General features: G+C 61.6%; 26 protein-coding genes and 1 riboswitch. Of the genes, 15 read left to right on the top strand and 11 right to left on the bottom strand.

Translation table 11 applies throughout. The features are described 5' to 3' along the window. Positions 1 to 69: 69 nt before the first annotated feature. Genes ABWI03_RS23600 through ABWI03_RS23590 form a run of 3 tightly spaced genes read right to left on the bottom strand, consistent with a single transcriptional unit; the run spans position 70 to position 2929 of the window. A complete protein-coding gene (locus tag ABWI03_RS23600; RefSeq protein WP_298773060.1) occupies positions 70 to 1497 on the bottom strand; it encodes an NAD(P)(+) transhydrogenase (Re/Si-specific) subunit beta in 1428 nt (475 codons plus the stop codon). Beyond that, the gene (locus tag ABWI03_RS23595; protein WP_003941319.1) at positions 1497 to 1820 is read right to left on the bottom strand and encodes an NAD(P) transhydrogenase subunit alpha part 2; all 324 of its coding nucleotides are present in this window, start codon (positions 1818 to 1820) and stop codon (positions 1497 to 1499) included. Before ABWI03_RS23595 ends, ABWI03_RS23600 begins: the two co-directional genes overlap by 1 nt. Continuing rightward, the gene (locus ABWI03_RS23590; protein WP_095971538.1) at positions 1820 to 2929 is read right to left on the bottom strand and encodes a Re/Si-specific NAD(P)(+) transhydrogenase subunit alpha; all 1110 of its coding nucleotides are present in this window, start codon (positions 2927 to 2929) and stop codon (positions 1820 to 1822) included. Before ABWI03_RS23590 ends, ABWI03_RS23595 begins: the two co-directional genes overlap by 1 nt. A 274-nt stretch (positions 2930 to 3203) precedes the next feature. On the opposite strand from ABWI03_RS23590, the gene ABWI03_RS23585 reads away from it, so the two are divergent. Continuing rightward, positions 3204 to 3365 carry a DUF488 family protein, N3 subclade gene (locus ABWI03_RS23585; protein WP_296555776.1) on the top strand — a complete coding sequence of 54 codons (162 nt, stop codon included), beginning with the start codon at positions 3204 to 3206 and terminating at the stop codon, positions 3363 to 3365. A 91-nt stretch (positions 3366 to 3456) separates the two neighbouring features. On the opposite strand, the gene ABWI03_RS23580 is transcribed toward ABWI03_RS23585, so the two are convergent. Beyond that, positions 3457 to 4995: an AMP-binding protein gene (locus ABWI03_RS23580; protein WP_124569506.1), complete on the bottom strand. Its 1539-nt coding sequence runs from the start codon at positions 4993 to 4995 to the stop codon at positions 3457 to 3459. A 191-nt stretch (positions 4996 to 5186) separates the two neighbouring features. On the opposite strand from ABWI03_RS23580, the gene ABWI03_RS23575 reads away from it, so the two are divergent. Beyond that, positions 5187 to 6005 carry a maleylpyruvate isomerase family mycothiol-dependent enzyme gene (locus ABWI03_RS23575; RefSeq protein WP_298773057.1) on the top strand — a complete coding sequence of 273 codons (819 nt, stop codon included), beginning with the start codon at positions 5187 to 5189 and terminating at the stop codon, positions 6003 to 6005. A 52-nt stretch (positions 6006 to 6057) separates the two neighbouring features. Continuing rightward, on the top strand, positions 6058 to 6681 hold the full coding sequence (locus ABWI03_RS23570) for a Type 1 glutamine amidotransferase-like domain-containing protein (RefSeq protein ID WP_235169795.1): 624 nt from the start codon (positions 6058 to 6060) through the stop codon (positions 6679 to 6681). 40 nt (positions 6682 to 6721) lie between these two features. Here the strand turns inward: ABWI03_RS23570 and ABWI03_RS23565 are convergent, their stop codons facing one another. After that, entirely contained in the window at positions 6722 to 7048 is a 327-nt protein-coding gene (locus ABWI03_RS23565; RefSeq protein ID WP_003941297.1) for a hypothetical protein, read from the bottom strand. Positions 7049 to 7623: 575 nt separating this feature from the next. Here ABWI03_RS23565 and ABWI03_RS23560 point away from each other — a divergent pair. Beyond that, the gene (locus tag ABWI03_RS23560; RefSeq protein ID WP_007726096.1) at positions 7624 to 7893 is read left to right on the top strand and encodes a GNAT family N-acetyltransferase; all 270 of its coding nucleotides are present in this window, start codon (positions 7624 to 7626) and stop codon (positions 7891 to 7893) included. A gap of 185 nt (positions 7894 to 8078) precedes the next feature. After that, the gene (locus tag ABWI03_RS23555) at positions 8079 to 9281 is read left to right on the top strand and encodes an MFS transporter (RefSeq protein ID WP_296555793.1); all 1203 of its coding nucleotides are present in this window, start codon (positions 8079 to 8081) and stop codon (positions 9279 to 9281) included. Here the strand turns inward: ABWI03_RS23555 and ABWI03_RS23550 are convergent. Next, positions 9274 to 10842, bottom strand: coding sequence for a carboxylesterase/lipase family protein (locus ABWI03_RS23550; RefSeq protein ID WP_095971533.1), 1569 nt, complete (start codon positions 10840 to 10842; stop codon positions 9274 to 9276). The genes ABWI03_RS23555 and ABWI03_RS23550 overlap by 8 nt on opposite strands. A 104-nt stretch (positions 10843 to 10946) precedes the next feature. Continuing rightward, positions 10947 to 11042: riboswitch (TPP riboswitch) on the top strand. Here ABWI03_RS23550 and ABWI03_RS23545 point away from each other — a divergent pair. The 7 genes from ABWI03_RS23545 to ABWI03_RS23515 all read left to right on the top strand — a co-directional run bounded on the left by ABWI03_RS23545 (position 11030) and on the right by ABWI03_RS23515 (position 17438). Continuing rightward, complete coding sequence (locus tag ABWI03_RS23545; RefSeq protein ID WP_298773054.1) at positions 11030 to 11773, top strand: TenA family protein; 744 nt, start codon at positions 11030 to 11032, stop codon at positions 11771 to 11773. Its footprint overlaps the riboswitch before it by 13 nt. Next, on the top strand, positions 11773 to 12801 hold the full coding sequence (locus ABWI03_RS23540; RefSeq protein ID WP_095971618.1) for an ABC transporter substrate-binding protein: 1029 nt from the start codon (positions 11773 to 11775) through the stop codon (positions 12799 to 12801). The genes ABWI03_RS23545 and ABWI03_RS23540 overlap by 1 nt, the downstream gene beginning before the upstream one ends. Further along, the gene (locus ABWI03_RS23535) at positions 12779 to 13582 is read left to right on the top strand and encodes an ABC transporter permease (protein ID WP_298773052.1); all 804 of its coding nucleotides are present in this window, start codon (positions 12779 to 12781) and stop codon (positions 13580 to 13582) included. Before ABWI03_RS23540 ends, ABWI03_RS23535 begins: the two co-directional genes overlap by 23 nt. Before the next feature lie 8 nt (positions 13583 to 13590). Continuing rightward, entirely contained in the window at positions 13591 to 14385 is a 795-nt protein-coding gene (locus ABWI03_RS23530; protein WP_124569552.1) for an ABC transporter ATP-binding protein, read from the top strand. 288 nt (positions 14386 to 14673) lie between these two features. Then, entirely contained in the window at positions 14674 to 15231 is a 558-nt protein-coding gene (locus ABWI03_RS23525; protein ID WP_298773050.1) for a LysM peptidoglycan-binding domain-containing protein, read from the top strand. 165 nt (positions 15232 to 15396) lie between these two features. Further along, positions 15397 to 15879, top strand: a complete 483-nt coding sequence (locus ABWI03_RS23520; RefSeq protein ID WP_298773048.1) for a hypothetical protein — start codon at positions 15397 to 15399, stop codon at positions 15877 to 15879. Between the two features lie 212 nt (positions 15880 to 16091). After that, positions 16092 to 17438 (top strand): T3SS (YopN, CesT) and YbjN peptide-binding chaperone 1, encoded by a 1347-nt coding sequence (locus ABWI03_RS23515; RefSeq protein WP_042923120.1) that lies wholly within the window; start codon positions 16092 to 16094, stop codon positions 17436 to 17438. Between the two features lie 21 nt (positions 17439 to 17459). On the opposite strand, the gene ABWI03_RS23510 is transcribed toward ABWI03_RS23515, so the two are convergent. The 3 genes from ABWI03_RS23510 to ABWI03_RS23500 form a co-directional block, all read right to left on the bottom strand. Next, positions 17460 to 18827 carry an acetamidase/formamidase family protein gene (locus ABWI03_RS23510; RefSeq protein WP_298773043.1) on the bottom strand — a complete coding sequence of 456 codons (1368 nt, stop codon included), beginning with the start codon at positions 18825 to 18827 and terminating at the stop codon, positions 17460 to 17462. A 113-nt stretch (positions 18828 to 18940) separates the two neighbouring features. After that, positions 18941 to 20059 (bottom strand): methyltransferase, encoded by a 1119-nt coding sequence (locus ABWI03_RS23505; RefSeq protein WP_353798887.1) that lies wholly within the window; start codon positions 20057 to 20059, stop codon positions 18941 to 18943. A 129-nt stretch (positions 20060 to 20188) separates the two neighbouring features. Continuing rightward, a complete protein-coding gene (locus ABWI03_RS23500; RefSeq protein WP_060938982.1) occupies positions 20189 to 21304 on the bottom strand; it encodes a Glu/Leu/Phe/Val family dehydrogenase in 1116 nt (371 codons plus the stop codon). Positions 21305 to 21523: 219 nt separating this feature from the next. On the opposite strand from ABWI03_RS23500, the gene ABWI03_RS23495 reads away from it, so the two are divergent. Both ABWI03_RS23495 and ABWI03_RS23490 read left to right on the top strand, forming a co-directional pair. Then, the gene (locus ABWI03_RS23495) at positions 21524 to 22036 is read left to right on the top strand and encodes an Lrp/AsnC family transcriptional regulator (RefSeq protein ID WP_003941343.1); all 513 of its coding nucleotides are present in this window, start codon (positions 21524 to 21526) and stop codon (positions 22034 to 22036) included. 46 nt (positions 22037 to 22082) lie between these two features. Further along, positions 22083 to 22544 carry a 6,7-dimethyl-8-ribityllumazine synthase gene (locus ABWI03_RS23490; RefSeq protein WP_070797143.1) on the top strand — a complete coding sequence of 154 codons (462 nt, stop codon included), beginning with the start codon at positions 22083 to 22085 and terminating at the stop codon, positions 22542 to 22544. Positions 22545 to 22600: 56 nt separating this feature from the next. Here the strand turns inward: ABWI03_RS23490 and ABWI03_RS23485 are convergent, their stop codons facing one another. Both ABWI03_RS23485 and ABWI03_RS23480 read right to left on the bottom strand, forming a co-directional pair. Next, on the bottom strand, positions 22601 to 22960 hold the full coding sequence (locus ABWI03_RS23485; protein WP_298773033.1) for a hypothetical protein: 360 nt from the start codon (positions 22958 to 22960) through the stop codon (positions 22601 to 22603). A 31-nt stretch (positions 22961 to 22991) separates the two neighbouring features. Continuing rightward, positions 22992 to 23519: a DUF3558 domain-containing protein gene (locus ABWI03_RS23480; RefSeq protein WP_353798885.1), complete on the bottom strand. Its 528-nt coding sequence runs from the start codon at positions 23517 to 23519 to the stop codon at positions 22992 to 22994. Positions 23520 to 23700: 181 nt separating this feature from the next. Between ABWI03_RS23480 and ABWI03_RS23475 the strand changes: the two genes are divergently transcribed. Next, entirely contained in the window at positions 23701 to 25377 is a 1677-nt protein-coding gene (locus ABWI03_RS23475) for an NAD(P)/FAD-dependent oxidoreductase (protein WP_298773032.1), read from the top strand. Positions 25378 to 25386: the final 9 nt, after the last annotated feature.

The following is a 25386-nucleotide window of genomic DNA, read 5'->3' as shown; positions in this document are numbered from 1 at the left end:
TGCAGCGTGAGAACACGAAAAAGGCGCCCACTCGCGGTTGCGAGTGGACGCCCCTTCCGAGTTCCAGCGCTACAGCGCCTTGAGTTCCTCGGTAACCTCGGAGACCGACTTCTTGGCGTCACCGAAGAGCATCGAGGTGCCCTCGGCGAAGAAGAGCGGGTTCTCGATACCGGCGAAACCGGAGTTCATCGAACGCTTGAGCACGATGACGGACTTCGACTGGTCGACGTTGAGGATCGGCATTCCGTGAATCGGTGAGCTCGGATCGTTGCGCGCCGCCGGGTTGGTGACGTCGTTCGCGCCGATCACCAAGGTGACATCGGTTCGAGAGAACTCGTCGTTGATGTCGTCCATTTCCTTCATCGCGTCGTACGAGACATCCGCTTCTGCGAGAAGAACGTTCATGTGACCGGGCATGCGACCGGCGACCGGGTGGATGGCGTACTTGACCTCGACGCCCTTCGACTCGAGCAACTTCGCCATGTCCTTGACGGCGTGCTGAGCCTGCGCGACCGCAAGTCCGTATCCCGGTACGACGATGACCTGGTTGGCGTAGGCCATCTGGATAGCCGCGTCGGCGGCCGAGGTCGCCTTTGCCGTGCGCACGACGCCGTCGGAGGATGCAGCTTCGCCGCCGCCACCGAAGCCGCCGGCGACGATGGCCGGGATGGACCGGTTCATGGCCTTGGCCATGAGGTTGGTCAAGATGGTGCCCGAAGCACCCACGATCATGCCGGCGACAATCATCGCCTGGTTGTTGAGCGCCAAACCTGCAGCAGCAGCTGACAAACCGGTCAGAGCGTTGAGCAGCGAGATGACGACGGGCATATCCGCGCCGCCGATGGGCAGCACGACCATCAGTCCGAGGATGCCCGAAAGCACGAGGACGCCGACGATCCACAGTGAGCTGGTCGGGCCTTCCGGCGAGATCGCCTTGATGCCGATGATCACCGAGAACGCGACTGCGGCAATGAGCAGCAGCGCATTGAGCGGCTGCTGGAGCTTACCGATTCCGATCGGACGACCAGGCAGAGTTTCCTGCAGCTTCAGGAACGCGATCACGCTGCCCCAGAAGGAAATCGATCCGATCACGGCAGCAAAGAGCGAAGCGATGACGATGTGCACCGTCGGCGACTCGCCGTGCTGGAATGCGGTGAATCCGTCCGAGTCCAAGAATTCCGCGTACGCGATCAACGCGACGGTGCCACCACCCACGCCGTTGAAGAGCGCGACCAGCTGCGGCATGGCCGTCATCTTGGTGCGGAGCGCCGGCGGGACACCGAGCACGACACCGATGACCAGGCCGGCAGCGATGAGGATCCAGTTACCCATCTCCGCATCACGAATGGAGATCAGAGTTGCAACGACGGCGATGAGCATGCCGACCGCGGCGATCTGGTTGCCGCGGACTGCTGTCTTCGGGCCGGTAAGACCCATGAGGCCGTAGATGAACATCGAGAACGCGACAATGTAGAGCGCATTGACCAGGTATTCCATTACTGGTCACCATCCTTCGACACAGACTTGGCGGCCGGCTTGGCCTTGAACATCGCCAACATGCGGTCCGTGACCACAAACCCACCGACAACGTTCACGGTTCCGAAGACGAGCGCGACGAACAAGATGATCTGCAACCCGATCGACGGATCGTGCACCTTGCCCAGGACGACCAACGCACCCAGGACGACGATGCCGTGGATGGCGTTCGTGCCTGACATCAGCGGGGTGTGCAGGGTGTTCGGAACTTTGGAGATCACAGCGAAACCGACGAACCCGGACAACACCAGGATCGCGATGTTCGCCAGAAGTGATGTGTACATCAGGCGCCCTTCTCTTCACGGGTGACGCACGCACCGGCCAGAACCTCGTCGGAGAAGTCAGGCGCCAATGCACCTTCCACCAACATCAGTTCGATCAGCGCGGAAATGTTCTTCGAGTACAACTCGGACGCATGCTCAGGCATGGACGCCGGCAAATTCAGCGGAGAGCAAATGGTCACGCCGTGCTTGACGACGGTTTGGCCCGGCTCGGTCAGCTCGCAGTTACCACCGGTTTCACCCGCGAGGTCGACCACGACACTGCCCGGCTTCATGCCTTCGACCGCGGCGGCGGTGACCAGGCGCGGCGCGGGACGACCCGGAACCAGAGCCGTGGTGATCACGACGTCGAAGCCCTTGATCGCATCCTCGAGTGCCTGCTGCTGCTTCGCGCGCTCCTCGTCGGTCAGCTCGCGGGCGTATCCACCCTCGCCCGCCGCGTCGATTCCGAGGTCGAGCCACTGTGCACCCACCGAGCGCACCTGGTCTGCGACCTCAGGGCGCACGTCGTACCCGGTAGCGCGGCCACCGAGACGCTTGGCTGTCGCCAGCGCCTGCAGACCTGCAACACCCACTCCGAGCACCAGAACCGTCGCAGGCTTCACCGTGCCTGCAGCGGTGGTGAGCATCGGGAAGAACCGCGTGGACTCCGATGCCGCCAACAGAACAGCCTTGTATCCGGACACGTTCGCCTGCGAGGACAACGCGTCCATCACCTGCGCACGGGAGATACGGGGAATCGCCTCCACGGCATATCCCTCGATGCCGGCGGCCTTCAACTCTGCAATGCGATTGTCTGCGTTACGCGGGTTCAAGAAACCGATGAGCTTCGCGCCGGTGCTGATGCGGGCGATTTCCTCTGTCGACGGAGGCGCTACCTTGACCACCACGTCAGCAGTCCACGGATCGCCGATCTTCGCGCCCGCAGCGGTGTACAGCTCGTCGGGAATCAACGCCCCCAGACCGGCCCCGGACTCGACGACAACGTCGACACCCTTGCCGATCAAAGCGGACACAATTTTCGGCACCAACGCGACCCGACGCTCACCGTCACTCGATTCTCGAGGGACGCCGACCGACGGACGCACTTGTGCGCTCTTCGATGTTTCCATTTTCCATTACCTTCTGCGGTTGGTGGTTCGCCTGCTGCGACGAGCGGCAACCAGCATGTGATGAGCGGAAGATGACCCGCTTTTGGGTGAATGGTGACTGATAGTAGCCAGAGTTACCGCGGCGTAGGGAAACCGACGACGCACTTTCTCCATCTGAATCGAGTCCGAACAGTATGTTTGGACTTAGTTGGAGAAGCCTACTGTGAGGCCGATCACACTCGAATGGCGGGCTATTCCACTATTTGAAACGTCCGAAAGACGTAAAGGCATCAAAATGACGCGCCGAATCATCAGGGTCGAGCGAGTTTACGAACCTACTTCCGAATGTAACGCCGTCCGACTCCTCGTCGACCGACTCTGGCCACGCGGCGTCAAACGCGAAAACCTGCAGTACGCATCGCACCGGCATCGGATGCTCGACCCGTTGTTCTACTGACAGCAAGCAAGGACCTGCCATACAGCCACGCGCAGGTCCTTGCCGACTATCCCGCAGAATTACTCTGATGTCCTAGCATTTCCTCTGAAGGTCAATTGCTCACATATTGAGACCGCAACTTGTGCTTCACGAGTTTTCCTGTGGCGGTCCTAGGCAATTCGTCGGCAAAGTCGATGCTTCGCGGAGCTTTGAAATGTGCAACCTGGCTGCGGACATATTCCAGCAATTCCTCGGCGACATGAGCACTCGGCTCGATCCCGTCCGCTAGTTGGACAACCGCCTTGACCTGCTCGCCCATTTCCTCGTCGGGAACACCGATGACCGCCACGTCGAACACCTTTGGATGCAAGGTAAGGATGTTCTCGGACTCCTGCGGATAGATATTGACGCCACCAGAGATAATAGTGAATGCCGCGCGGTCGGTCAGATAAAGAAAGCGCTCCGAATCGATATAGCCGATATCACCACTCGTCGTCCACGTCGGATGATCCGGATGTTGCGCGGCGGCCGTTTTCTCGGGATCGTTGTGGTAGCGGAACGGCAGAGTCTCCCGTTCCCAGAACACGGTACCGATCTCGCCGACCGGAAGATCGCGCCCGTCGTCGGCACAGATGTGCACGATCCCCATCACACCGTCACGACCGACGGAACCCGGATGAGACAAAGCCTGCTCGCTGTTGATGAAAGTGGCGCCCGAGCCCTCGGTCGAGGCGTAGTACTCGTGGATCACCGGACCCCACCAGTCGATCATTGCCGTCTTCACTTCGGGCGGGCAGGGAGCAGCCGCGTGGATGGCGACTTTGACCGTCGAGACGTCGTAACGATCGCGGGTCTCCTTCGGCAGTTTCAACATTCGAACGAACATCGTCGGTACCCACTGACTGTGCGTCACAGCGTATTTACCGATCAACTCCAGCGCGGTCTCGGCTTCGAATGCATCCATCAAGATCACGGTTCCGCCGACCGAATTGATCACGCCGCAAAAGCGCAGGGGCGCCGCATGATAGACCGGAGCCGGGCACAAATAGACTGTGTCGGAATCGAACCCGTACATCGGCGCGAACACCGCGGTGTACGGATCCATGGTGGTGTCCACCTCACCCTCCGGAAGATCTCCCTTGATTCCCTTGGGCCTGCCGGTGGTTCCGGACGAGTACAGCATGTCAGCCCCGCGTGGCTGCGAGTCGAGTGGATCGGCGGACTGAGCATCGACCGCATCCTCGTAGTCGTCGAAACCCTCGAGAGCGCCCCCGTACACCAGCCGATGGCGAACACGTGGAATCAGCTTCTCGTCCAACGGAACTGCTGCCGACGCCTGCCCCGACGCCACCAGAATTGTCGCCTCGCAGTCGTCGACGATGTAGGCGGCCTCCGCAGCCGTGAGATGCCAGTTCACCGCAGTGATGTAGAGACCGGATCTCAACGCTGCCCAGTACACCTCGAACGCGCGGAGATCGTTGTTCGAGATGAGAGCGACGTGGTCTCCAGGCTTGGCACCGACACTTCGGAAGTATCGCGCCAACTGCGTCGACCGTTCGTCGAGTTCCCGATAGGTGATGGACTCACCCGTCGCGGGGCGAATGACGGCGGGCTTGTCCGGCGTGGACTGGACGAAATTTCCTGGAAACACGAAGACTCCTCTGTCGGTGACGACAACGCCGGGTGAGCCTGCTTCGGCGTCGACAATCCTGGTCTACCACAGGAACTCTGCTTCCCTCGGAGGTTTGGCGACACCGACTCGAGGCCTGGGAATGCCCGCTCACTTATCCGGCGCGACATACAGTGAGGAGAACCGAACCGTCCGAAACAGGAGATGTCCGCATGAGTGGTTGGCCCCAGGACGCAGTAGTCGACGCGTTGACGGAGGAATGGCGAGTCATCGACGCGCTGCTTGCCGAACTCGACGGTGACCAGTGGTTGGCACCGTCGAACCTTCCGGGGTGGACGGTTCACGACATCGTGTCGCATCTGATCGGTACGGAATCGCTGCTCTCCGGTATCGAACCACCGTCGATCGACCTCGACGTCCACGCATTGCCCCACGTCCGCAACGAGATTGCGGCGTTCAACGAGCGCTGGGTCGAAGGCCTGAGGCGGACACCGCACGCGGACCTGTTGGCGAACTACCGCGATATCACCGCCAGCCGAACCGAGGCACTTCGCTCGATGACGGGCGCCGACTGGGACGCCGAGACACAGACACCGGTCGGTCTTGCGCCTTATGGCCGGTTCATGCGTATTCGGACCTTCGACTGTTGGATGCACGAACTCGACATCAGAGATGCTGTCGGCATTCCGGGCGAGGAAGGCGGATTGCGCGCGGAGACTGCCTTCGGCGAAATCACCAGCGCGCTCGGTTTCGTCGTCGGAAAACGAGGAAAGGCGCCCGAGGGAGCACGGATCACTTTCGAACTCGAAGGGCCACTTGCCCGTTCACTTCACGTCTCGGTTGATGCGCGTGCAACGCTCGTCCCGGAGCTGGACGGGCCGGCGACCACGACAATCTCGATGAGCTCACCACTCTTCACCCGAATTGCCGGTGGACGCGTCCACGCGTCCGATCACCGAACCGACATCTCGCTTTGCGGTGACACCACGGTGGGCACACGCGTCGTCGACAATCTGGCGTTCACGATTTGAGGGTTGGGTGGATAGGGCACAAAGGGTTCGAGGGTCGCGAAGGTACTGAGAAGTGAAACTGTTTCTCTCGTCCTACCGATTCGGCGACCACCGCGGGGCTTTTGTCGATCTTGTAGGCCGCGGCGCTCGCATCGCAGTGATCGCTGCGGCTGCCGATTCGTGGCCGCTCAATGCCCGCAGTTCGGCAGTGACAAGCGAATTGACCCCACTACGGGCAGCGGGTTTCACGGCAGAGGAAGTGGACGTCCGCGACTTCGCGGGTGCACCGGAAGCACTCGAAGCCCGGCTTCGCGAATTCGACTGCCTGTGGGTCCGCGGCGGAAATACGTTCGTTCTGCGTGCACAGTTAGCCCGAAGCGGCGCAGATCGGGTCATCGAGATGTTGGTTCGTTCAGGCGTCGTGGCCTATGCGGGATACAGCGCGGGAGCGTGCGTGGCGACTCCGACTCTGATCGGGCTCGACGCGTCGGACGACCCCGCTGAAGTCATGCCCACGTGCGGTATCGACCCGATCTGGTCCGGGCTCGCGCTGATCGACTTCGCGATAGTGCCGCACGGCGGCGATTCGCTACTCGAAGATCCACAGGTGACCGCGCGGACGGTTGCGGCGCTGACCACTGCGGGCGCGCAATTCACCGTGCTTACCGATCAAGAGGCGATAGTCGTCGAACGCTGATCGTGACGCAGACTGAGCAGTCCACGTCGGCCGGACTGGATCAGCCGTGCTCTGCCACTGCGGTTCCGGCTGCCGGCGACTGACGCTCGAGCCTCGTCCACGCAATCTCCCAGCGCTTGACCGAGACCTCGTCGGCGTCCTCGAGAAGGGCGTCGAGGAGCAGGCGTGGGTTTTCGCGCCATGCCAGCTCAGCGGCATGGACCTCCGCAGCCGAGAACAACCCGGACGCCTCGAGGTCGCGAATCCACTCGCAGATCTCGCCCCGGTGGATCCGTGCGATGGTCTCGTATCCCAGACCTTCGTCAAGGAAGTCGTACGAAAAAATTGCGGCAAAGTAACTGTTCGACTCACGCTGCCCGAAAATCATGTGCGTTCCTTCCTCGAAGTTGTCCGACGAAGACTCGAAATCGAACCGTTGCGAAGCCGCGCCAAAGTTTTTTTGGCGAAGTTGTAACGCTTCTTCTATCCCCGACGATTCAAACGCTAACCCCCCAAGCGGGTCTTTGGGATCACGTCCGAGAAACGATCTGATGACCAAGGCAATACCCCTGGGGTTTCCGGGCGCTCGCACCCTACGCCGGCACGCAATCAGCGCCCCGCTGACCTGCAATTTGCCCGTTTCAGGCCCTCCACTTAATCCATCCGAACAGATGACAAAAAACTTTGTGACGAGTCCCACATATTGGGATGTTTACGATCGCGATGCATATGTATCACCCATTGTGGGCACAAAAGTTCGGGCAAATCGGCACGTACAGACCAGTTTTGTTCGTTACGCGCAGCGACGAAGGTCCCTTGAACGGTCGTCCAGTTGTAGTTGCGCTAAGTAACGGAAGTCACGGCGGCAACCGATATTGCGGACGGCCTGCCAGGTAGCGTGACTCCACAGAACGCAGACGCGGCGCGCCGCAGCCGGCCGCCCTTTCGAAACGGAGCCCGAAGATGACCGAGACAGTGGCGCACAATCCCGCGGAAACGCGCTTCGAGATCCGCGTCGACGGCGAGCTCGCCGGTTTTGCCGAGTACTCGGACCATTCCGGCGTCCGTGATTTCCACCACACGGTGACCTATCCGCAGTTTCGTGGGCGCGGGCTTGCAGCCATCGTGGTGCGTGAGGCGCTCGATCAGACCCGGAACGAGGGATTGAAGATCCTTCCGACGTGCTCGTACGTCGAGAAGTTTGTTGCCGAGAACCCCGTTTACCAGGCATAACCGAACGAGGACGCTCCGCGAAAAATCACTCGCGGACCTGCAGACCCCGCTGCTAGCGTCGATGGTGCCGTCGTCGAAATCCCAGGCGGCACCGTCTCGGGGAAGGAAAGAACGTGGTCGCCTCAGCAGATCGGCGTCCACCTGCGTCCACGGACGTAGCTACCCCCAGCTATCTCCCTCTCGTCCTGGTCAATCTCGCGACGCTGTTTTCGGCGATCGGCAACGGTATCGCCATCGTCGTGCTCCCCTGGCTTGTTCTCGAACGAACCGGCAGGGCAACCGACGCGGCAATAGTTGCCGGCGCAGCAGCCGTTCCACTACTCGTGTCGAGCCTGTTCTCAGGGACCTTCGTCGACAAATTCGGACGTCGTCGAACGTCGATGATTTCCGACGCTCTCTCTGCGATGTCCGTTGCAGCGATTCCGATCATCGCGGCCACCGCGGGCTTGACGATCCCGGTGATCGCGGCGTTGGCCGCACTCGGCGCCGTGTTCGACCCCGCCGGAATGGCGGCGAGGGAGTCGATGCTGCCCGCAGCAACGCGGACCGCCAAGTGGAAGCTCGATCGAACCAACAGCGTGTACGAGGCCAATTTCAACGTCGCATATCTGATCGGCCCTGGCATCGGCGGTGTCCTGATCGCAACGATCGGAGCGGTGAACACGCTCTGGGTGACTGCGGCAGGTTTTGTGTTCTCGATCGTCGTGGTCGCCTTCATCCGGCTTCCCGGCGCCGGAGTGCCCGAACACGAGCATCGGCCGAAATCGATCTGGCACGGCACACTCGACGGTCTTCGGTTCGTCTGGAACAACAGACTGCTGCGCACTCTGGCGCTGATCGACATGGCCGTCGTCGCGCTCTACATGCCGGTGGAGAGCGTCGTGTTCCCGGTGTACTTCACGGAGTTGGACCAACCGGCCCAACTCGGATCGGTATTGATGGCATTGGCGATCGGCGGCATCATCGGCTCTCTCGCCTACGCCCCGCTGGCACCGATCATGTCCCGGCGCCTGATCATGATTTTTGCTGTCGCCGTCCTCGGCATAGCGATGCTGGCCATGGCGCTTCTACCTCCGCTGTGGGTGATCCTCGTACTCGCCGGACTACAGGGTCTCGTCTACGGACCAGTCGGCCCGATCGCCAACTACGCCATGCAGACGCACAGCCCGGAGCACATGCGCGGACGCGTCGTCGGTGTCATGACGTCGACGGCCTACGCCGCCGGTCCGCTCGGCTACCTCGCGGTCGGCCCTCTGCTCGATCAACTCGGAATCGCGTCGACCTTTGTGGCACTGTCGATTCCGATCATCCTGATCGCCGCGGTCTGTGCCTCCCTGCCGGTGCTTCGCGAACTGGATCGTCCGCGGCACTCGACCGACGTCAGTTGAACCCCATCACGTCGTTGCCCCAGGCGACGCGCAGTCCGTGATCAGGGTCGCTGACGAGGGTGTCTGCCGAGTCGATCAACAGCGTCGACCGCTTCTCCTCCTCGTACGGCGCCCAATGTTTCGAGCCGTCGAGAGCTGCCGGCACGGCATGCCTGGCGAAGGCCAGCCATCGCCGTTGGATACGGCCGGCCACCTCCATCGCAGCCTTCCGCCCACCCAGCCAGAATGTGGGGTCGACGTTCAGGGTCCCGAAATTGCCGAAGACATAAGGTAATTCCGTCGCGTGACCCGCGCCGATCCGTGCGGCTTTGAGCATCGGCGTCGCGTGATCGAAGCGGTACACCCACGTGGGGGAATGCCTGCAGTGAGCGTCGGCGATCCACAGAGTCGGCATGCGAAACGCCGCGTCCCGTGAGAGCGCCAGCGCGCCACTCGGTTTCGCGTGATCTGGGTAGGCCGACATGATCTCGGCAAGTTTGGTCGCGGAGATGTCGGGGTGATCGTCCGCCAGTAATTGGAGCATTGCCTCGACGGACTGCGCGCTCACCGGCATCAGCGGCGACTTCATGAACTTGAAGATCGACGCCTCGTCCTTGTTGGAACCGATGATCAGTGGGATTCGGTGCGCGTATCCCTTCTGGAAAGCCGCAACCGGGTAGTGCGGCACCAGATCTCGATCGACGACGGGTGCCATTGCCAAAGTTCCCGGAATCCGTGTCGGAATCTCGTTGACCAGGTCATCGCTTGCCTTCACGAGAAGTTCGAGATCCGTGGTCAGCAGATCGCCTGCGTCTTCAGGGTCGATCGAGAGCAGTTCGAGAAACCGCTCTGCCACGGTCTTGGCGCGCTCGGCCCCGTAGACGGAGGTCGCGGGAGGACTCTGGGCAATCGCACGATGGAACAGACCTTCGGCGCTCGGACAGGTCATGAGCGTCGTGATGGATCCTGCGCCTGAGGACTCACCGAACACGGTCACCGCACTCGGGTCACCACCGAAGGCGTCGATGTTGTCTCGAACCCATTCGAGCGCCGCAATCTGGTCTCGCAGACCACAGTTCGATTCGAAAACGGTATCCCCGGTGGAAAACGCGGACAGGTCCAAGAATCCCAGTGCGCCGACGCGATAGTTGAAGGAGACGAGAACGACGTCACCGGTTTCAGCCAGATGACGGCCGTCGTAGATCGTTTGGGCGGCAGACCCGAGGCAGTAGGCGCCGCCGTGAATCCACACCATCACCGGTCGAGGCGTGCCGTCGGGTCGCGGGGCCCAGACGTTGATCGACAAGCAGTCCTCGTCGATCTTGAAAGCCCGATCGATCGGAACCGCCGGACTCTGACCTTGCGGCGCGATCGGCCCGAATTCACGACAGTCGCGCACCCCGTCCCACGGCTCTGCGGGTTGCGGCGCGCGGAACCTCCGTGCACCCACCGGCGCTGCTGCGTAGGGCATGCCCTTCCACGCGAACACACCGCCATCCGGATACCCGCGGGCTTCACCGCCTCTGGCACGGATCACCAGTGTTCCGTCCTCGCCGAGATTTGGTCGAACGTCGGTCTCCATGTCTGAATCCCCTCCCGACCCGCGCGTGTGGCAATCAAGACCAAACCTACCAATCTCGGACGGGTGTGCGCCGAGTACACAATCCCTCGGTGTTAAGGTCGCCTAGTTCTGACACGGGGTGCTCCGCATGGGCGGGGCTGAGAACACACCCGGGAACCTGATCAGGTAATGCTGACGAAGGGATGTCATGGCTACTACGCAGCCTGCATACAATTCTGCCGAAAACTCGGTGGCCACAGCGCCGTCGACGGATCGGTTCACCGATCGACTCTGGGCCGAGACGAAGGTCCTCCGCGAGTCGATCGACTCGCTCGAGTTCCTCCGCCGCCTCGGCGACGGAACGTTGCCTCTCGACGCGTTCCGCACGTACATCGAGCAGGACAAGCTCTATCTCGAGGGATATTCGAAAGCGTTGTCCCTGGTCGCGGCCCACGCCCCGGATCCGCAGGCCGCGGGCTTCTGGTCGAATTCCGCGTCCACGGCAGCGACGGTGGAATCTGCGCTTCACGACGGTTTGCTGACTGGTGGAATTCTTCCACCCGGTTCGCAGCGGCTGGAGCATTCGCAGGCCTGCCTGGGATACGTCTCGTATCTGACGGCGACTGCGGCAACGGCGCCTTACCCGGTCTCCGCAGCGGCAGTACTCCCCTGCTTCTGGATCTACGCCGAGGTCGGCCGCGATCTTGCCGCTTCAGCGCGCGAGGTACTCGACGCCGATCCGTCGCATCCGTACGCACAGTGGGTCACGACCTACGACGCACCCGAATTCCACGAGTCGGTGGCGCAGGCTCGCGTACTGGTCGATGTTGCGGCTGAAGCTGCCACCGAGACAGAGCGAGAGGCGATGAGTGAAGCGTTCCGCATGGCCAGTCGCTACGAGCTGATGTTCTGGGATTCCGCACTCCACCAGCAGCCTTGGCCGGCGTCGTGATGTCGTTTGCGGCGCTACGCCGCACGCTTGCCACCTCTGCCGCGATCGCAGCCGCATTCACGGTTCTGACCGGATGCGCCTCTGACACCGGCTCTTCCGACGGGACCATTCGGTTCGCACTCGACTGGACACCGAACACGAACCACACCGGTTTGTACGTTGCCCTCCAAGAGGGCTACTTCGAGGACGCCGGTCTGGACGTCTCGATCCTGCCGTACAACAACACCTCGCCCGACACCCTCGTCGACGCCGGTAACGCGGAGTTCGGCATCAGCACACAGAGTCAGGCCACGTTCGCCCGTGCGGCCGGCGCCGCCACGACGTCCGTCATCGCGCCACTTCAGCACCGCGCCACCGGCATCGGCGTGAAGGCGGATCGTGCGGACATCACGCGTCCGCGTGATCTCGACGGAAAGACGTACGCCGGGTTCGGCGATCCGGGTGAAGTCGAGACGCTGCAGCAGATCATCCGCAACGACGGCGGAACCGGGAACTTCACGACGGTCACCCTCGGAACGTCCGCGTACGAAGCCGTGTACTCGGGCCAGGCAGACTTCACCGTCTCCTACTTTGCTTGGGAAGGCCTCGAAGCGGAGCGAAACGGAACTCCGATGCGGTACTTCCAGTACACCGATTACGGCTTCCCCGATGCGTATTCGATCGTGATCAACGGCAACCAGCAGTGGTTGAAGGACCATCCCGACGAGGCACGCAAGTTCGTCAAGGCCGTTCAACGCGGTTATCAGACTGCTGCCGACAACCCGGACCAGGCCGCCCAGGACCTCATCGACGCGAATCCCGGAGCATTCACCGACGAAGACCTCGTCCGTGAGAGCCAGCGGATGCTCGCCGCCGACTACATGAAAGACGCCAACGGCGTCGTGGGCGCCCAGAATCTCGAAACCTGGTCGGGCTACTCGGGATTCCTCTTCGACAACGGGTTGCTCGCCGGACCGGATGGGAAGCCGTTGACCCAGAAGCCGGACTGGTCGGAGTACTTCACCAATGAGTATCTCGACGCGTCCTGACGTGAGCGGGCGATTGGTCTCGACCACGCGGCGGGCGCTTCCCGCGCTCGCCGTGGTGGTGCTCCTCGTGGCGGCGTGGCAGATCTACGTCGAGATCAGTGGGATTCGGCCGCAAGTACTCCCGTCTCCGGGTCGCGTTGTTTCCCAGGGTTGGGACAACCGCGAGATCATCGCCGACCACGCCTGGTCGACATTGCAGGTCACGTTGGTCGGCTTCACCGTTTCATTGGTGTTGGCCTGGATTCTTGCTGTGGTCGTGGACTTTTCGCCGTGGTTGTCACGCGCGCTGGTACCACTTTTCGTCGTCTCGCAGACGCTGCCGATCATCGCCATCGCGCCACTGATGATCATCTGGTTCGGCTTCGGGTTGCTGCCGAAGGTGTTGGTGATCGCACTTGCGACGTTCTTCCCCATGACCATCGGACTCATCGAGGGATTTGCCGCGGCCGACCGGGAAGCGGGCGCTCTCCTGCGCAGTATGGGTAGCACTCGCTGGCAGGAGTTCCGCTACGTCCGCCTTCCTTCGGCGATTCCGCGATTCTTCACCGCCCTGCGCATCGGCATCACTTATGCGGTCGTGGGTGCGGTGTTCTCCGAATACGTCGGCGCAACTTCCGGTTTGGGCATTTACATGAGCACCCAGAAGAACTCCTTCCGCACCGATCTGGTGTTGGCGGCCGTACTGGTGACCGCGTTGATCAGCGTCACGCTGTACTTGCTGACGTTCGCCATCGAGCGCATCGTTGCACCATGGGCGATGAACGAAAGGTCGCGGACATGACTGACCCGATGGTCGAGGATGCAATGGTCGAAATCCAGGACCTGACCAAGAGGTTCGACACGGCCGGAGAATCACGTCTCGTACTCGATTCGGTGTCCTTCCGCGCCGACGCGGGCGAGTTCGTGTCGGTGATCGGGCCGAGCGGCTGCGGCAAGAGCACGATCTTCAACGTCCTGGCCGGGCTCGAATCCCCGACCTCGGGTTCGGTCCGTGTCGGCACGCGCGCAACGGAATCCGAAGCAGCCACCGAGGTGCACACCGCGTACATGCCGCAGAAGGACCTTCTGTTTCCTTGGCGCTCGGTATTGGACAACACGGCCCTCGGTTTGGAAGTCCAGGGAGTCTCAAAGAAGGACGCACGCGAGCGCGCTCGGGAGTTGTTCCCCGCGTTCGGCCTGACCGGATTCGAGGACGCCCGCCCGTCACAGCTGTCTGGTGGCATGCGCCAGCGAGCGGCAATGCTGCGCACCGTTGTTCAGGGCAAGCCGGTCCTGTTGCTCGACGAGCCGTTCGGCGCGCTGGACTCGTTGACCCGCACCGAGATGCAGGCTTGGCTACAAGACGTGTGGCAGCAGTACCGGTGGACCGTTCTGATGATCACCCACGATATTCGTGAAGCGATCTATCTGTCCGACCGCGTGGTTGTTCTGTCTGCGCGTCCGGCAACGGTCAGATGCGTCGTCGACGTTCCCTTGCCGAGGCCACGCGAATTGGACATGATCACCACGCCCGAGTTCGCCGAGGTCGAGCGTGAGCTGCTCGCCGTGCTCCACGACGAGACTCGCAAATCGATGCGGCCGTAACGGTTACTGACAATGCGCTGAGAACGCGCCGATTTCACCTGCCGTTCAAGAGAAAGTGCATCGCAACGGTGCAACTTCACGTAGGATGTCGCGGCACTTTCGCTCAAAACTCCTTAATATCAGCAAGATCCGAACGCTCGACACGCAGTCCGTGAACGCTGCACAATTCTCCGTACTCTTCGGTAACGTACACTCGGTCGCCTACGAGACCAACGGCCAGAAGGTAACTGGACGGTAAAGCGGGATCGTGGAGGCACAGTCATCGCAACAGATTTGGAAAGGGACAGCGTGAGCACACTGCAGTCAGGTCAGAGCCTCGGAGTCGGCCAGGAACTCAAGTCCGACAACGGCGCGTACACCCTCACCTTGCAGGACGACGGCAACCTGGTTCTGTCCGAGGGCGGACAGGCTGTTTGGGCCGCAGGCACCAACGGATCCGGCGCCAACCGCGCCGAGGTTCAGGCTGACGGAAACTTCGTCATCTACAAGGACTCCGACGCCGTGTGGGCATCGCAGACCGCAGGCAACGACGGTGCCTCCCTCTCGGTTCAGGACGATCGCAACGTCGTTCTGTCCGCCGGTGGAAATGCTCTGTGGTCTTCGGACACCGCAATCGAGGCCCCGGCCGCCGAGGCTGCCCCGGAGCCCGCTCCGGTACCCGAGCCCGAGCCTGCACCCGCAGCTCCGGCAGCGCAGAGCTACACCGTCGAAAGCGGCGACACCCTGTGGGCGATCGCAGAGCGTTTCTACGGTGACGGCAACCAGTACCAGCGCATCGCGGATGCAAACGGCATCCCGAACCCGGATCTCATCAACGCCGGTCAGGTGCTGACGATCCCCGCCTGATTCACTGCTTGACCTGGCCCTGGGTGCCGACGTCCGCGTCGGCACCCAGGGCCTTTTGTGTTCTACGCCACACAGATTCGCGTCCCGCCCAGCAGGCCCTGATACTCCATTGCGGCATCTTTTCGCCTACAGTACTTCCGTACTGCTCCCGAAGGACAGGTGTGCATGAAAGACAGAACAGTCATGATCGGCGCTGTCGCAGTGGCCGCTCTCTCTCTGACATCAGGCCTCGTGTTCGGCGGAGCAGCCGGCGCATTCGGTGCCGGCGGCCCTGTGGTGAAGCCTCCCACTCTGGTCTCGTCGGTTTCCGTGGAGTCCGTCGCCGGGATCGAACCGGCCGCGTTCTACAGCTCGGTTGCAGTCCCCACGGTTGTCATCCCGCCGACGCCGACCTGGCGAATCGCCGACGAGACGACTGCTCCTCGTAATCAGCCGCTTGTGGTGACCGCGACAAGCACGAGCTCCGCCACCTCGACTACGACGGCCACCAGTACGACAACACCCGTCTCATCCACGACAACTGCGTCGGCTACCGCGACCTCGTCACCGACCGCGACGGCCACAACCACCAAGACCAGCGCCACCCCCGTTGTCACGACCGGATCCACGCCGCCCGTCGTCGAGGTCTCGCCCGTTCTCGCCGGATAACCCTCGCTCTTTCGCCCGCACACCACCTGGCGTGACGGCGGTTACAGGCACACTTCAGTCGCCGCTCTCGAATAACCGATCTACCTGCGACTACCTTCCTCGTCGTCACGGTTCGTGGTCCGCTGCAATCCGGTCGACCGGAAAAGGACAGCAGCATTGTCGGAGCCTCGGGATACCGTATAGGTCTGAGCTTTTGCGGAAGGAGGTGACTGATGAGCGCAATGGGCTTCGATCTCGATGTCAGTGTCGACCGGGCATGGGCAGAATTTCAACGTCGCCTCGGCGATCACATTTCCATCATGGTCGACGGCGACGTGCTTGCCGTGGAATCGTCCACCGGCGACTTCGATCCAGCTGACGGCGCAGCGCCATGTGTTCAGTTCCTCGTGTGGGACGAGAACACAGTCCGCTGCGAGGTTCCTTCCAACGACTTCCTTCATCCGCGCTATCGACTCGAAGATGCCGACGAACAAAAGTTGATTGCACTCGGCTGGAATCCGCCTTCCGAGAATCTGGAGGATCCGAACAACTCCCCCGCCTTCTGCGTCGACAAGGCGCAGAACTGGGCCGATCAGCTCGCAGCGATGACTGTCGCTGCATTCCGTGATGTGTTCGGTGTGCAGCACCCGGCTTTTCTATCCAGCGATCTCACCGGCAACGAGCAGACTCCGGATTTCGATCCGTCGGTCGTCGAGTCGACAGAACTTCCGACATTGGACCCCACTGCGGCCTACATGCCCAACGATGTCGACCACCTCAAGGAGTTGGTCACTCTCGCATTGCTTCCCATGCTCGGCACTCTTCCCGAGCGGGACAGCGACGGCGACATACCCATTCGTGTCGGTTCGACTGTCATGTTCGTCGGTCCCCTGTCCGAGTCCATGGACGTGCAGTTGTTCTCCCCGCTCGTTCAGGACATCAGCAACCGCACTCGTGCAGCCGAGGTGATCGCCGATCTCAACCGCAAGTGGTCACGCATCAAGTTCGTCTTGATCGACGACCGTCTGTCGGTGTTCCTCGAGGTGGCGGGTTCGCCATTCGTTCCCAAGCAACTCACGGATACGTGCGCGGCCCTGACGTCGTTCCTGCGTACCGTGGACGACGAGTTCGCCGCCCGCGTCGGAGGAGACCTCTTCTTCGCGAACAAGAGCGGTGATTCCTCCTCGCTGCAGCCCGATCTGACGGCCGAGGACCTGCCTCCCGAACTCGAGACCCTGCTGCACCTCGATCTGGATGTGGCCGAGGATCTCGATGCGGTAGCCGATGTCTGCGGTCGCGATCGCGATCTGATTCTTCAGCTCCTCCACATCAGTAACGAATGGCAGATTCAGCTGCGTAGTCAGGCCGTCGACGCCCACAGCCGCGGAGATGCCGAAGAAGCCGCGGGCTACGAAGATCAGGTCGGTGGGTGGGAACTCATGGTCGACCGTTTGCGTGGGGCTTTGCGACTGGTGGTCCTGCCCAATTCTCGAACCGAGACGCCGGCCAAGCCGCAACCTGAGCAAATGGGCTTGTTTGCCGACCCCTTGCAACAGAGTCTCTTCGACGATCCGTCCTGACACGACAGATCGCGTTTCCCACTATTCGAAGTGGGATTTGAAGATCTGGCCGTGGACGCCCACGGTTCGATCGACTACCTGTGAGACCGTGAAATCCGCTGCGGCAGAAAGATAGGCGTAGGCCGTCGCTCGATCCATTCCGCGATCATGCTCGAGGAAGTCGAGTGCGTTGACCACCGCACGTCGCATGGCTCCGTTGAGGTCACTGTTCTGGCCATCGACCGAACCGTTGGGGTCGGACAAGCCGATCGGAATCCAGGCCTCCTCGGTTTCGGCGAACGGGTATCCAAATGCCACAGATGGGGCGTCGCCGGAATCCCTCTTGCACACACTGAGTCGGAACGTGCCGCGCAGCGAACCTTCCATCGCGGTCAACGCGGCCTCGCCGTCACCCATGGCCATGTGTGGGTCACCGACGTAGAACAGGGCACCTTCGGCAAAGACCGGCAGATAGAAAGTTGATCCGACACCGAGATGCCTGATGTCGATGTTTCCGCCGCCCAGCGTCGGAGGAATGGAGTTCGACGACGGGGATGTCGGATCGGCATCCGTGGAATAGGCAACTCCCATCATTCCCATGAAGGGCCGCAAGGGAAACCGCACCTTGGACTCGCCGAAGGGCATCACACCCTTGCCGTCTTCGATCGCGGTGAAAGTGGAGACCCCTCCGTACTTCAACGGATCCTTCGTCGCCCGCCCGTCCGTGGCGACCGGCGGCATGACTTCGTCCAGAGTGATTCCCGCGGGAGCGGTTCCGTCTGCCGTGACAGCAAGAGCGCCCTTGCCGTGCCTGCTCGACACAACCCCGTACGGCACTCGGGGAATCGCTTCGAGTGTCTCGATCTTGAGTACGTCTCCAGGCTGTGCGCCTTCGACGAAGACCGGGCCGGTGACGACATGTGGGCCGTCCTTGTCGAAGTTCCGTTCGGTTCGGTTGTATTCGGCCGCAACGGCAATCGCATCCTCGAGCACGTCCTTCTCGGAAACGCCCTTGCTGCCGAAGTATTCGAGGGGATTGCGCCCTTGATCCTCGAGGATTCCCTCGTGCGAGAGGGCGTCGATGGTGACGGTCTGGCCCGACTTCATCCGCATCACTTCGCGGGTGTGGACGTTGGGCACGTAGCCCCACATGACGTCCGACGGATCCGAACTCAGATAGTGGTCGCCGCTGACGTTTCCACTGCCCGGTTGCAGAATCGGCACACCATCGGCGAACGGCAGTGCAGAGGAGGATGATCCAGCTGGCGACGCGTTGGAGTGCGCGCACCCCGAAGCCACACCGGCAACGCCTACTCCCGCACCGAGAGCCGCGACTGCCCTCATGAATCCGCGTCGGCCAAGACCTTTCGTCAGGTCTTCGGCTGCGTTGCGGGCAAGCGTGTTTTCCATCGAGTTTCCTCCGGAGTGCGTGACGATGTGCGACTGCGAAGAAAACTAGACCCGATTTGTTACTCGTTCATTACCATTTCATAGCAAGGAAATGCCGTTGACTGAGAATGAGTTCAACGACGGCGAAGCCGCCAGAGCGACGTCGTTTCGCGTGCCCGGGCAGCGTGAAGCGCATCGGTTCGGTCACTGACCTTTGCGTGCGTCGGTTTGACGTCCATGCGGTCGACAACAGTGAGCCCACCGGCCGCGATCAGATCGTGCAGTTCGGATCGCGTTCGGAGACCGAGGTGTTCGGCAATGTCCGAGAGGATCAGCCACGCTTCTCCCCCGTCGTCCAGATGCGCTGCGACACCAGTCAGGAAGCCCTTCAGCATCGCTCCAGCGGGGTCGTAGACGGCGTATTCGATGGGCGAGGTGGCCTTGGCCGGAATCCAGGGAGGATTGCAGACCACCAACGGAGCGGTGCCTTCGGGAAAGAGGTCTGCTTCCACCACGTTCACCTGATCGCCGTAGCCAAGCCGCGACAGGTTGGTGCGCGCGCATTGCAATGCCCGGGCGTCCTGGTCGGTGGCCGTCACTGTCTTGACCCCGCGCCGCGCCAGGACGGCAGCAAGAACGCCGGTACCGGTGCCGATGTCGAATGCGGAATCCGTCGACGGCAGCGGCGCAGACGCGACAAGGTCGACATACTCGCCGCGGACGGGCGAGAACACACCGAAAGCGGGATGAATTCGTGCGTCGAGCGCCTCGATGAAAACACCTTTGCGATGCCACTCGTGAGCGCCGATTGCGCCGAGGATGTCTCGCAACGAGCGAACCGACGGCTCACCGGTGATCCCGAACGCCTCGGTCAACGCTATTTGCGCGTCCGGGGCACGCCGGAGTGGAATCGACAGATCGGCGTCCAAGGGAATGAGCAGCATGCCGAGAATCTGCGCGCGACGTCCTTGGGTCTGCCGGTGGAGGTGGAAAGCTTTGGCGGGATCGTCGGACGCTCGGCGCGGCTTGCGGTCGATGCGCGACGCAACGGCCTTCGTCAGTTGGCGAGCGTTCTGAAAGTCTCCGCGCCACAGCAACGCCGTGCCTTCGCACGCCAGGCGATAGGCGTCGTCGGCCTTCATCGTGTCGTCGGCGACGACGATGCGCTTGGGCGCCGGGGCATTGCTCGTCGAACCCCAACGGGCCGATTGCTCGGCATCGTTCTCGGTCCACACAGCGAATTGTTCAGTCATGTAAGCCCTTCCGGCGTCCGACGCATAGCGGCCGGTCTACCGGCTGATGTGGTCCAGATCTGCAAAATCTGCTTGTCTGGTGTCCACACTAGTCGGGACCGGCCGCGCTACATGACTGCGAGAGGGATGTCAGCCCTTGGCGACGCGAGCTGCCTCGGCGATCCGAGCCTCGGCGACCGCGTCAGCAGCCTCGCCGGCGAGGATTCCGTCGTTCTTCGACTTCGCGAAGATCTCGGTGACCGTGTCGAAGATCTTCTCGACCTTGAGCTTGACCTCTTCGGCCGAGTTGCCCTTCAGCTCGCCGGCAACCTGGATGAGGCCGCCGCCGTTGGCGACGTAATCGGGGGTCCAGGTGATGCCGCGGTCGCGGAGGATGTTCTCGACCTCGGGCACGGTGAGCTGGTTGTTGGCAGCGCCGCAGACAACCTCGGCCTTGATCGAGCGTGCGGTCGTGTCGGTGAGTGTTGCGCCCATCGCACACGGTGCGTAAACGTCGAGATCAGCGTCGATGATGCTGTCGACGATGCTCACCTGCGGGAAGTCCGCCTTGACGCGATCGAGCGCTCCGGCGTTGACGTCAGTCGCCAACACGGTTGCGCCGTCTGCGAGGAGAAGCTTGATCAGCTCGTAGCCGACCTTGCCTGTGCCCTCGACACCAACGGTCTTACCTGCGAGCGACGGAGTGCCCCAATGCGACTGTGCCGCGGCGCGCATCGACTGGAATACGCCGAGGGCCGTCATCGGAGCGCTGTCGCCGGAACCGCCGACCGTAGCGTTGCGGCCGACGACGAAGTCGGTGTTGCGACCGATGATGTCGAGATCGTTGGAGTTGGTTCCGACGTCACCAGCGGTGATGTAGCGGCCACCGAGGGTCTGGACGAATTTTGCGTAGGCGCCGAGCAATTCGTCGGTCTTGGCCGTTGCGGGGTCGCCGATGATGACAGCCTTGCCGCCGCCGAGGTCGACGCCGGCAACCGCAGCCTTGTAGGTCATGCCGCGCGAGAGGCGCAAAACGTCTGTGACTGCGGCAGATTCGTCGGAGTACGGGTAGAAGCGCGTTCCGCCGAGCGCGGGACCGAGCGTCGTGGAGTGGATGGCGACGATGGCCTTGAGGCCGCTCGCGGGATCCTGGAAGAAGCTCACCTGCTCGTGGGGGTAATCGCGCAGGTAGTCGGCGCGATCGAACACGCCCGCAGTGTCGTCATGGGAAACAACGGAGTTCACGGGCTCGGCGGTGAGAGTCATTGTGGGATAGACCTTTCCGAAGAATAAACGGGGCGCAGTCGAAATATTGGGGCGAAATGACCATTGGGTACTATTGGGGACAAATAACCCAAAGAGAATCCCGCTGAGCAATTCGTGGAACCAATGCTCTGCCTGAGTTACGATTTGGTCAATGCAAATCTCTTGAACTAGTCAATTCGATCATCCAGTGACTCAAATCACTGAGGAGAGGTTCACAAAGTGCTCAGCATCGACAAGCTCGACGTCCAGTTGCTCGGACTGCTCAGCAAGGACTCGAGGATGAGTGTGGCCGAGTTGGCCAACTCGTTGGGCGTCGCCCGCAACACCGTCCAGTCACGAATGAAGCGCATGGAATCCAACGGACTTCTCACCGGGTTTCGGCCGAATCTCAATCTCCCCGAGGTCGGTATCCCGATTCAGGCATTTGTCGGACTGGAGCTCGAACAGGGCAAGATCAGCGCAGTCGCTCGCAGTCTGACCGAGTTGCCCGAGGTGATCGAAATTCACGCCACGACCGGTCGCGAGGATTTGCTCGTCCGCGTGGCCACGTCGACGCACGCGGCCCTGCAGAAGTTGGCCGAGCAGATCGTGTCGCTTCCAGGCGTCACGCATTCGACCACGACCATCGCTCTGACCAATCCCCTTCCGTATCGGATTCAGCCTCTCCTCGAGCACCTCACCAATGACGCCGGATGGGGTCGTTCGACCGCCTTCCCCCGTCAGCAGGACTAGGACGGGTGGTCGCGTCGATGCTTCCCGGTGCGCTAGTTTCATGGTTATGAGTGAGATCCAGGGACAGCGCATCGCGTTCATTCAGGCGACGTGGCATCGCAACATCGTCGACCGTGCACGCGACGGATTCACCGACGCGATCGTCGAGCTCGGCTACCCCAAGGACACGGTCGATTTCTTCGAGGTACCGGGAGCTTTCGAGATCCCGCTGCACGCCCGGCGGTTGGCCAAGACCGGCCGCTACCAGGCGATCGTTGCCGCAGGTCTGGTCGTCGACGGCGGAATCTATCGGCATGACTTCGTGGCGACGGCTGTCATCGACGGTCTGATGCGCGTGCAGCTCGACACCGACGTTCCGGTCTTCTCGGTAGTCTTGACGCCGCATCACTTCCACGAGCACGCCGAGCACGTCGAGTACTTCAGCACGCATTTCGTGAAGAAGGGCGCCGAGGCTGCGCGCGCGGTCGACGCCACCGTCAAGTCGTTGAAGGCCCTGCCCACCAGCTAGTCGTTACCCAAGTCTCGCTGAGCCGAATGCCATCGGCTCAGCGAGATTTTTTGTGTCTATCGAGGGATCTGGGTACTTGCGAGTGCCGAGGCGTTCGAGTCGTCGACTTCGCCGTAGCGATCGACGCATTGCTGGAAGAAGTCCCGCATCTCGGTGATTACAAGCGCATGACTGAGAAGCGACTTTTCGAGTGAATCGGCACCACCGGTGGCCTTTTGGGAAAACTTGCCAGCCATGACTCTTCCCGACTGAAGCGTCCCAAAGCAGTCCAATGCAGTCAGTCTGTTCAAGTTGCCTGCCATATCCTGCAACTCGGCAAGAAACCTCTCACACGCGACGGCAAGCTGTGCTGCAATATTTGGGTCGAGGTCGATGCTGTGGGCACTTGAAGTTCGCCGAGTATGGATATCAGACATTCAATCCTCAATTCAGCCGAAGAACACGGGTTTATCTCGGGAGATGTCGATCGAGCAGATTCGCGTATCGTTCCGTGAGCTCGCACGTCGACTCCTTGGGTTCAAGAGCAAGTTTGGTATCGACGCTGAGCCAAATCGCCCCATGCGCAGCAGGCAAGGCGACGAAGCATCTGGCGAGGTCGGCATCCACCTGAAGATGGAATTCGACGCCTTCTCGCTGGCCAATCGTCAGGGGCTTGAATCCCACGTAGTTCGAATTCTGTTTGGTGGTGGCTACGGAACTTTCGGTCGAATAGATCGAAAAGTAGTACCAGGGCTCCGTCCATGAACAGATCTTCCAACCCGGCTGCTCAACGCCCGCAATATCAACTTCCTCGGTAGCCGGATCAAGCCCGACTTCTTCCAACACCGAATCCGGAATGTCCTTGCACGGATCGAACAAGCCCTCTTGGCCGGATGCAGGCTCAGCCGCCCCCTCCACGACTGAGCTGCATCCTGCCGCAGCCCACACCAACATCCCAGCCATGAGCAGTCGCCCAACCCCCACCGACCCCCGCATGTCACCCCCTTGTTGATGTGGACCCACACTATTGGATGCATCGGAGGCCCGATCGGTTCCCGCAATCTTCAAATTCCCAGTTCACGGTCCCCGGTTCACTCAGAGCGCATCGCCAGCGATTGACGCTCAGCTCAGCAGTCGCATACTGGAGAGGTTGACTACAACTTCGGGAAGGCACCGAGTGAGCGCACCGAAAGCCCCGGCCAAACCAGCGATCCTCAGCGTCGACGACGATCCTGGTGTTTCGCGTGCCGTCGTTCGAGACCTCCGGAAACGGTACGGCGAGAAGTACCGAATCATTCGCGCGGAGTCCGGCGACCAGGCCCTTGAGACCTTGCGTGAAATGAAACTTCGCGGCGATGCAGTCGCTGTGATCGTCGCCGACTACCGCATGCCCGGTTTGAGTGGAATCGAGTTCCTCGAACAGGCAATGGACCTGTATCCCGTAGCTCGGCGCGTTCTGCTGACCGCCTACGCCGATACCGATGCTGCGATCGACGCCATCAACGTAGTCGACCTCGACCACTACCTCCTCAAGCCCTGGGATCCGCCGGAAGAGAAGCTGTACCCCGTCATCGACGCGCTGCTCGATGCCTGGGCAAGCTCGAGTCATCACCCTGCCGAGGAAACAAAGGTGATCGGCCATCGTTGGTCCGAGCGATCATCCGACGTTCGAGAGTTCTTGGCACGCAACCAACTTGCCTATCGCTGGTACATGTCGGACGAGCCGGAAGGCCAACGACTGCTCTCGGCTGCCGGTACCGACGAACTGCGCCTTCCCGTCGTCATCGCACCCAATGGGGATGTCCTCGTCGAGCCCACTGACGCCGAACTCGCCGACAAACTCGGGTTGAGTACCACCCTCTCCGAAGACTTTTACGATCTCGTTGTCATCGGCGGCGGCCCTGCGGGTCTGGGCGCTGCTCTGTACGGCGCTTCGGAGGGGCTTCGGACGGTTCTCATCGAACGGCGGGCGACAGGCGGTCAGGCCGGCCAGAGCTCGCGAATCGAGAACTACCTCGGCTTCCCCGACGGAGTCTCCGGCGCACAGTTGGCCGATCGGGCGAGGCGCCAGGCAACCAAGTTCGGCGCCGAAGTCATCACCGCTCGCGACGTCACCGGTTTGGAAATCAACGGCTCGGCCCGCACAGTGCGTTTCGACGACGGTTCGTCGGTCGACGCTCATTCGGTCATCTTGGCGACAGGTGTTTCCTATCGCCAACTTTCGGCGCCGGGGCTCGATACATACACCGGCCGAGGGGTCTACTACGGGTCAGCCGTCACCGAAGCTGCACGGTGCAGCGAGCAGGATGTGTACATAGTCGGCGGCGCCAATTCGGCAGGCCAAGCTGCGGTCTATCTCTCCCGCGGAGCTAGGTCCGTCACCATTCTCATTCGCGGCAACTCGCTCGAAGCCTCGATGTCCTACTACCTGATTCAGCAGATCGAAAAGAATCCTAAGATCACCGTGCGCACGTGCACGGAGGTGATCGGAGCCGAGGGTGACGACCACCTCGAACGAATCACACTGCGTAACAGAGCCACCGGAGAAGAAGACACTGTCGATGCTCAGTGGTTGTTCATCTTCATCGGTGCCGCTCCACTGACCGACTGGCTCGGAGACGTGGTGGTCCGCGACGGAAATGGCTTCGTTCTTGCCGGCCCGGACCTTCCGTCCGAAGGCGTCAGACCGGACGGGTGGCCGCTCGACCGCGCACCACATCATCTCGAAACCAGTGTCCCCGGAGTATTTGTCGCCGGGGACGTACACGCCGAATCGGCCAAGCGCGTCGCGTCGGCCGTCGGAGAGGGCGCGATGGCCGTGATGTTCGTCCACCGCTATCTCGCTCAACAATAGGGAGATTCG

This window comes from Rhodococcus baikonurensis, from assembly GCF_040489275.1.
Classification (GTDB): Bacteria; Actinomycetota; Actinomycetes; order Mycobacteriales; family Mycobacteriaceae; genus Rhodococcus_F; species Rhodococcus_F baikonurensis.
The sequence above is the reverse complement of the archived record's forward strand: the minus strand, read 5'-3'. Positions and strand labels throughout refer to the sequence as shown.

Bases quoted from the DNA above. Each gene is read 5' to 3' on its own strand.
- ABWI03_RS23500 (WP_060938982.1), bottom strand. From the start codon at position 21,304: ATGACTCTCACCGCCGAGCCCGTGAACTCCGTTGTTTCCCATGACGAC.
- ABWI03_RS23510 (WP_298773043.1), bottom strand. From the start codon at position 18,827: ATGGAAAACACGCTTGCCCGCAACGCAGCCGAAGACCTGACGAAAGGT.
- ABWI03_RS23565 (WP_003941297.1), bottom strand. From the start codon at position 7,048: ATGATTTTCGGGCAGCGTGAGTCGAACAGTTACTTTGCCGCAATTTTT.
- ABWI03_RS23490 (WP_070797143.1), top strand. From the start codon at position 22,083: ATGAGTGAGATCCAGGGACAGCGCATCGCGTTCATTCAGGCGACGTGG.
- ABWI03_RS23590 (WP_095971538.1), bottom strand. From the start codon at position 2,929: ATGGAAACATCGAAGAGCGCACAAGTGCGTCCGTCGGTCGGCGTCCCT.
- ABWI03_RS23540 (WP_095971618.1), top strand. From the start codon at position 11,773: ATGTCGTTTGCGGCGCTACGCCGCACGCTTGCCACCTCTGCCGCGATC.
- ABWI03_RS23530 (WP_124569552.1), top strand. From the start codon at position 13,591: ATGGTCGAGGATGCAATGGTCGAAATCCAGGACCTGACCAAGAGGTTC.
- ABWI03_RS23515 (WP_042923120.1), top strand. From the start codon at position 16,092: ATGAGCGCAATGGGCTTCGATCTCGATGTCAGTGTCGACCGGGCATGG.
- ABWI03_RS23480 (WP_353798885.1), bottom strand. From the start codon at position 23,519: ATGCGGGGGTCGGTGGGGGTTGGGCGACTGCTCATGGCTGGGATGTTG.
- ABWI03_RS23520 (WP_298773048.1), top strand. From the start codon at position 15,397: ATGAAAGACAGAACAGTCATGATCGGCGCTGTCGCAGTGGCCGCTCTC.
- ABWI03_RS23535 (WP_298773052.1), top strand. From the start codon at position 12,779: ATGAGTATCTCGACGCGTCCTGACGTGAGCGGGCGATTGGTCTCGACC.
- ABWI03_RS23485 (WP_298773033.1), bottom strand. From the start codon at position 22,960: ATGTCTGATATCCATACTCGGCGAACTTCAAGTGCCCACAGCATCGAC.
- ABWI03_RS23505 (WP_353798887.1), bottom strand. From the start codon at position 20,059: ATGACTGAACAATTCGCTGTGTGGACCGAGAACGATGCCGAGCAATCG.
- ABWI03_RS23585 (WP_296555776.1), top strand. From the start codon at position 3,204: ATGACGCGCCGAATCATCAGGGTCGAGCGAGTTTACGAACCTACTTCC.
- ABWI03_RS23545 (WP_298773054.1), top strand. From the start codon at position 11,030: ATGGCTACTACGCAGCCTGCATACAATTCTGCCGAAAACTCGGTGGCC.
- ABWI03_RS23575 (WP_298773057.1), top strand. From the start codon at position 5,187: ATGAGTGGTTGGCCCCAGGACGCAGTAGTCGACGCGTTGACGGAGGAA.
- ABWI03_RS23595 (WP_003941319.1), bottom strand. From the start codon at position 1,820: ATGTACACATCACTTCTGGCGAACATCGCGATCCTGGTGTTGTCCGGG.
- ABWI03_RS23560 (WP_007726096.1), top strand. From the start codon at position 7,624: ATGACCGAGACAGTGGCGCACAATCCCGCGGAAACGCGCTTCGAGATC.
- ABWI03_RS23600 (WP_298773060.1), bottom strand. From the start codon at position 1,497: ATGGAATACCTGGTCAATGCGCTCTACATTGTCGCGTTCTCGATGTTC.
- ABWI03_RS23550 (WP_095971533.1), bottom strand. From the start codon at position 10,842: ATGGAGACCGACGTTCGACCAAATCTCGGCGAGGACGGAACACTGGTG.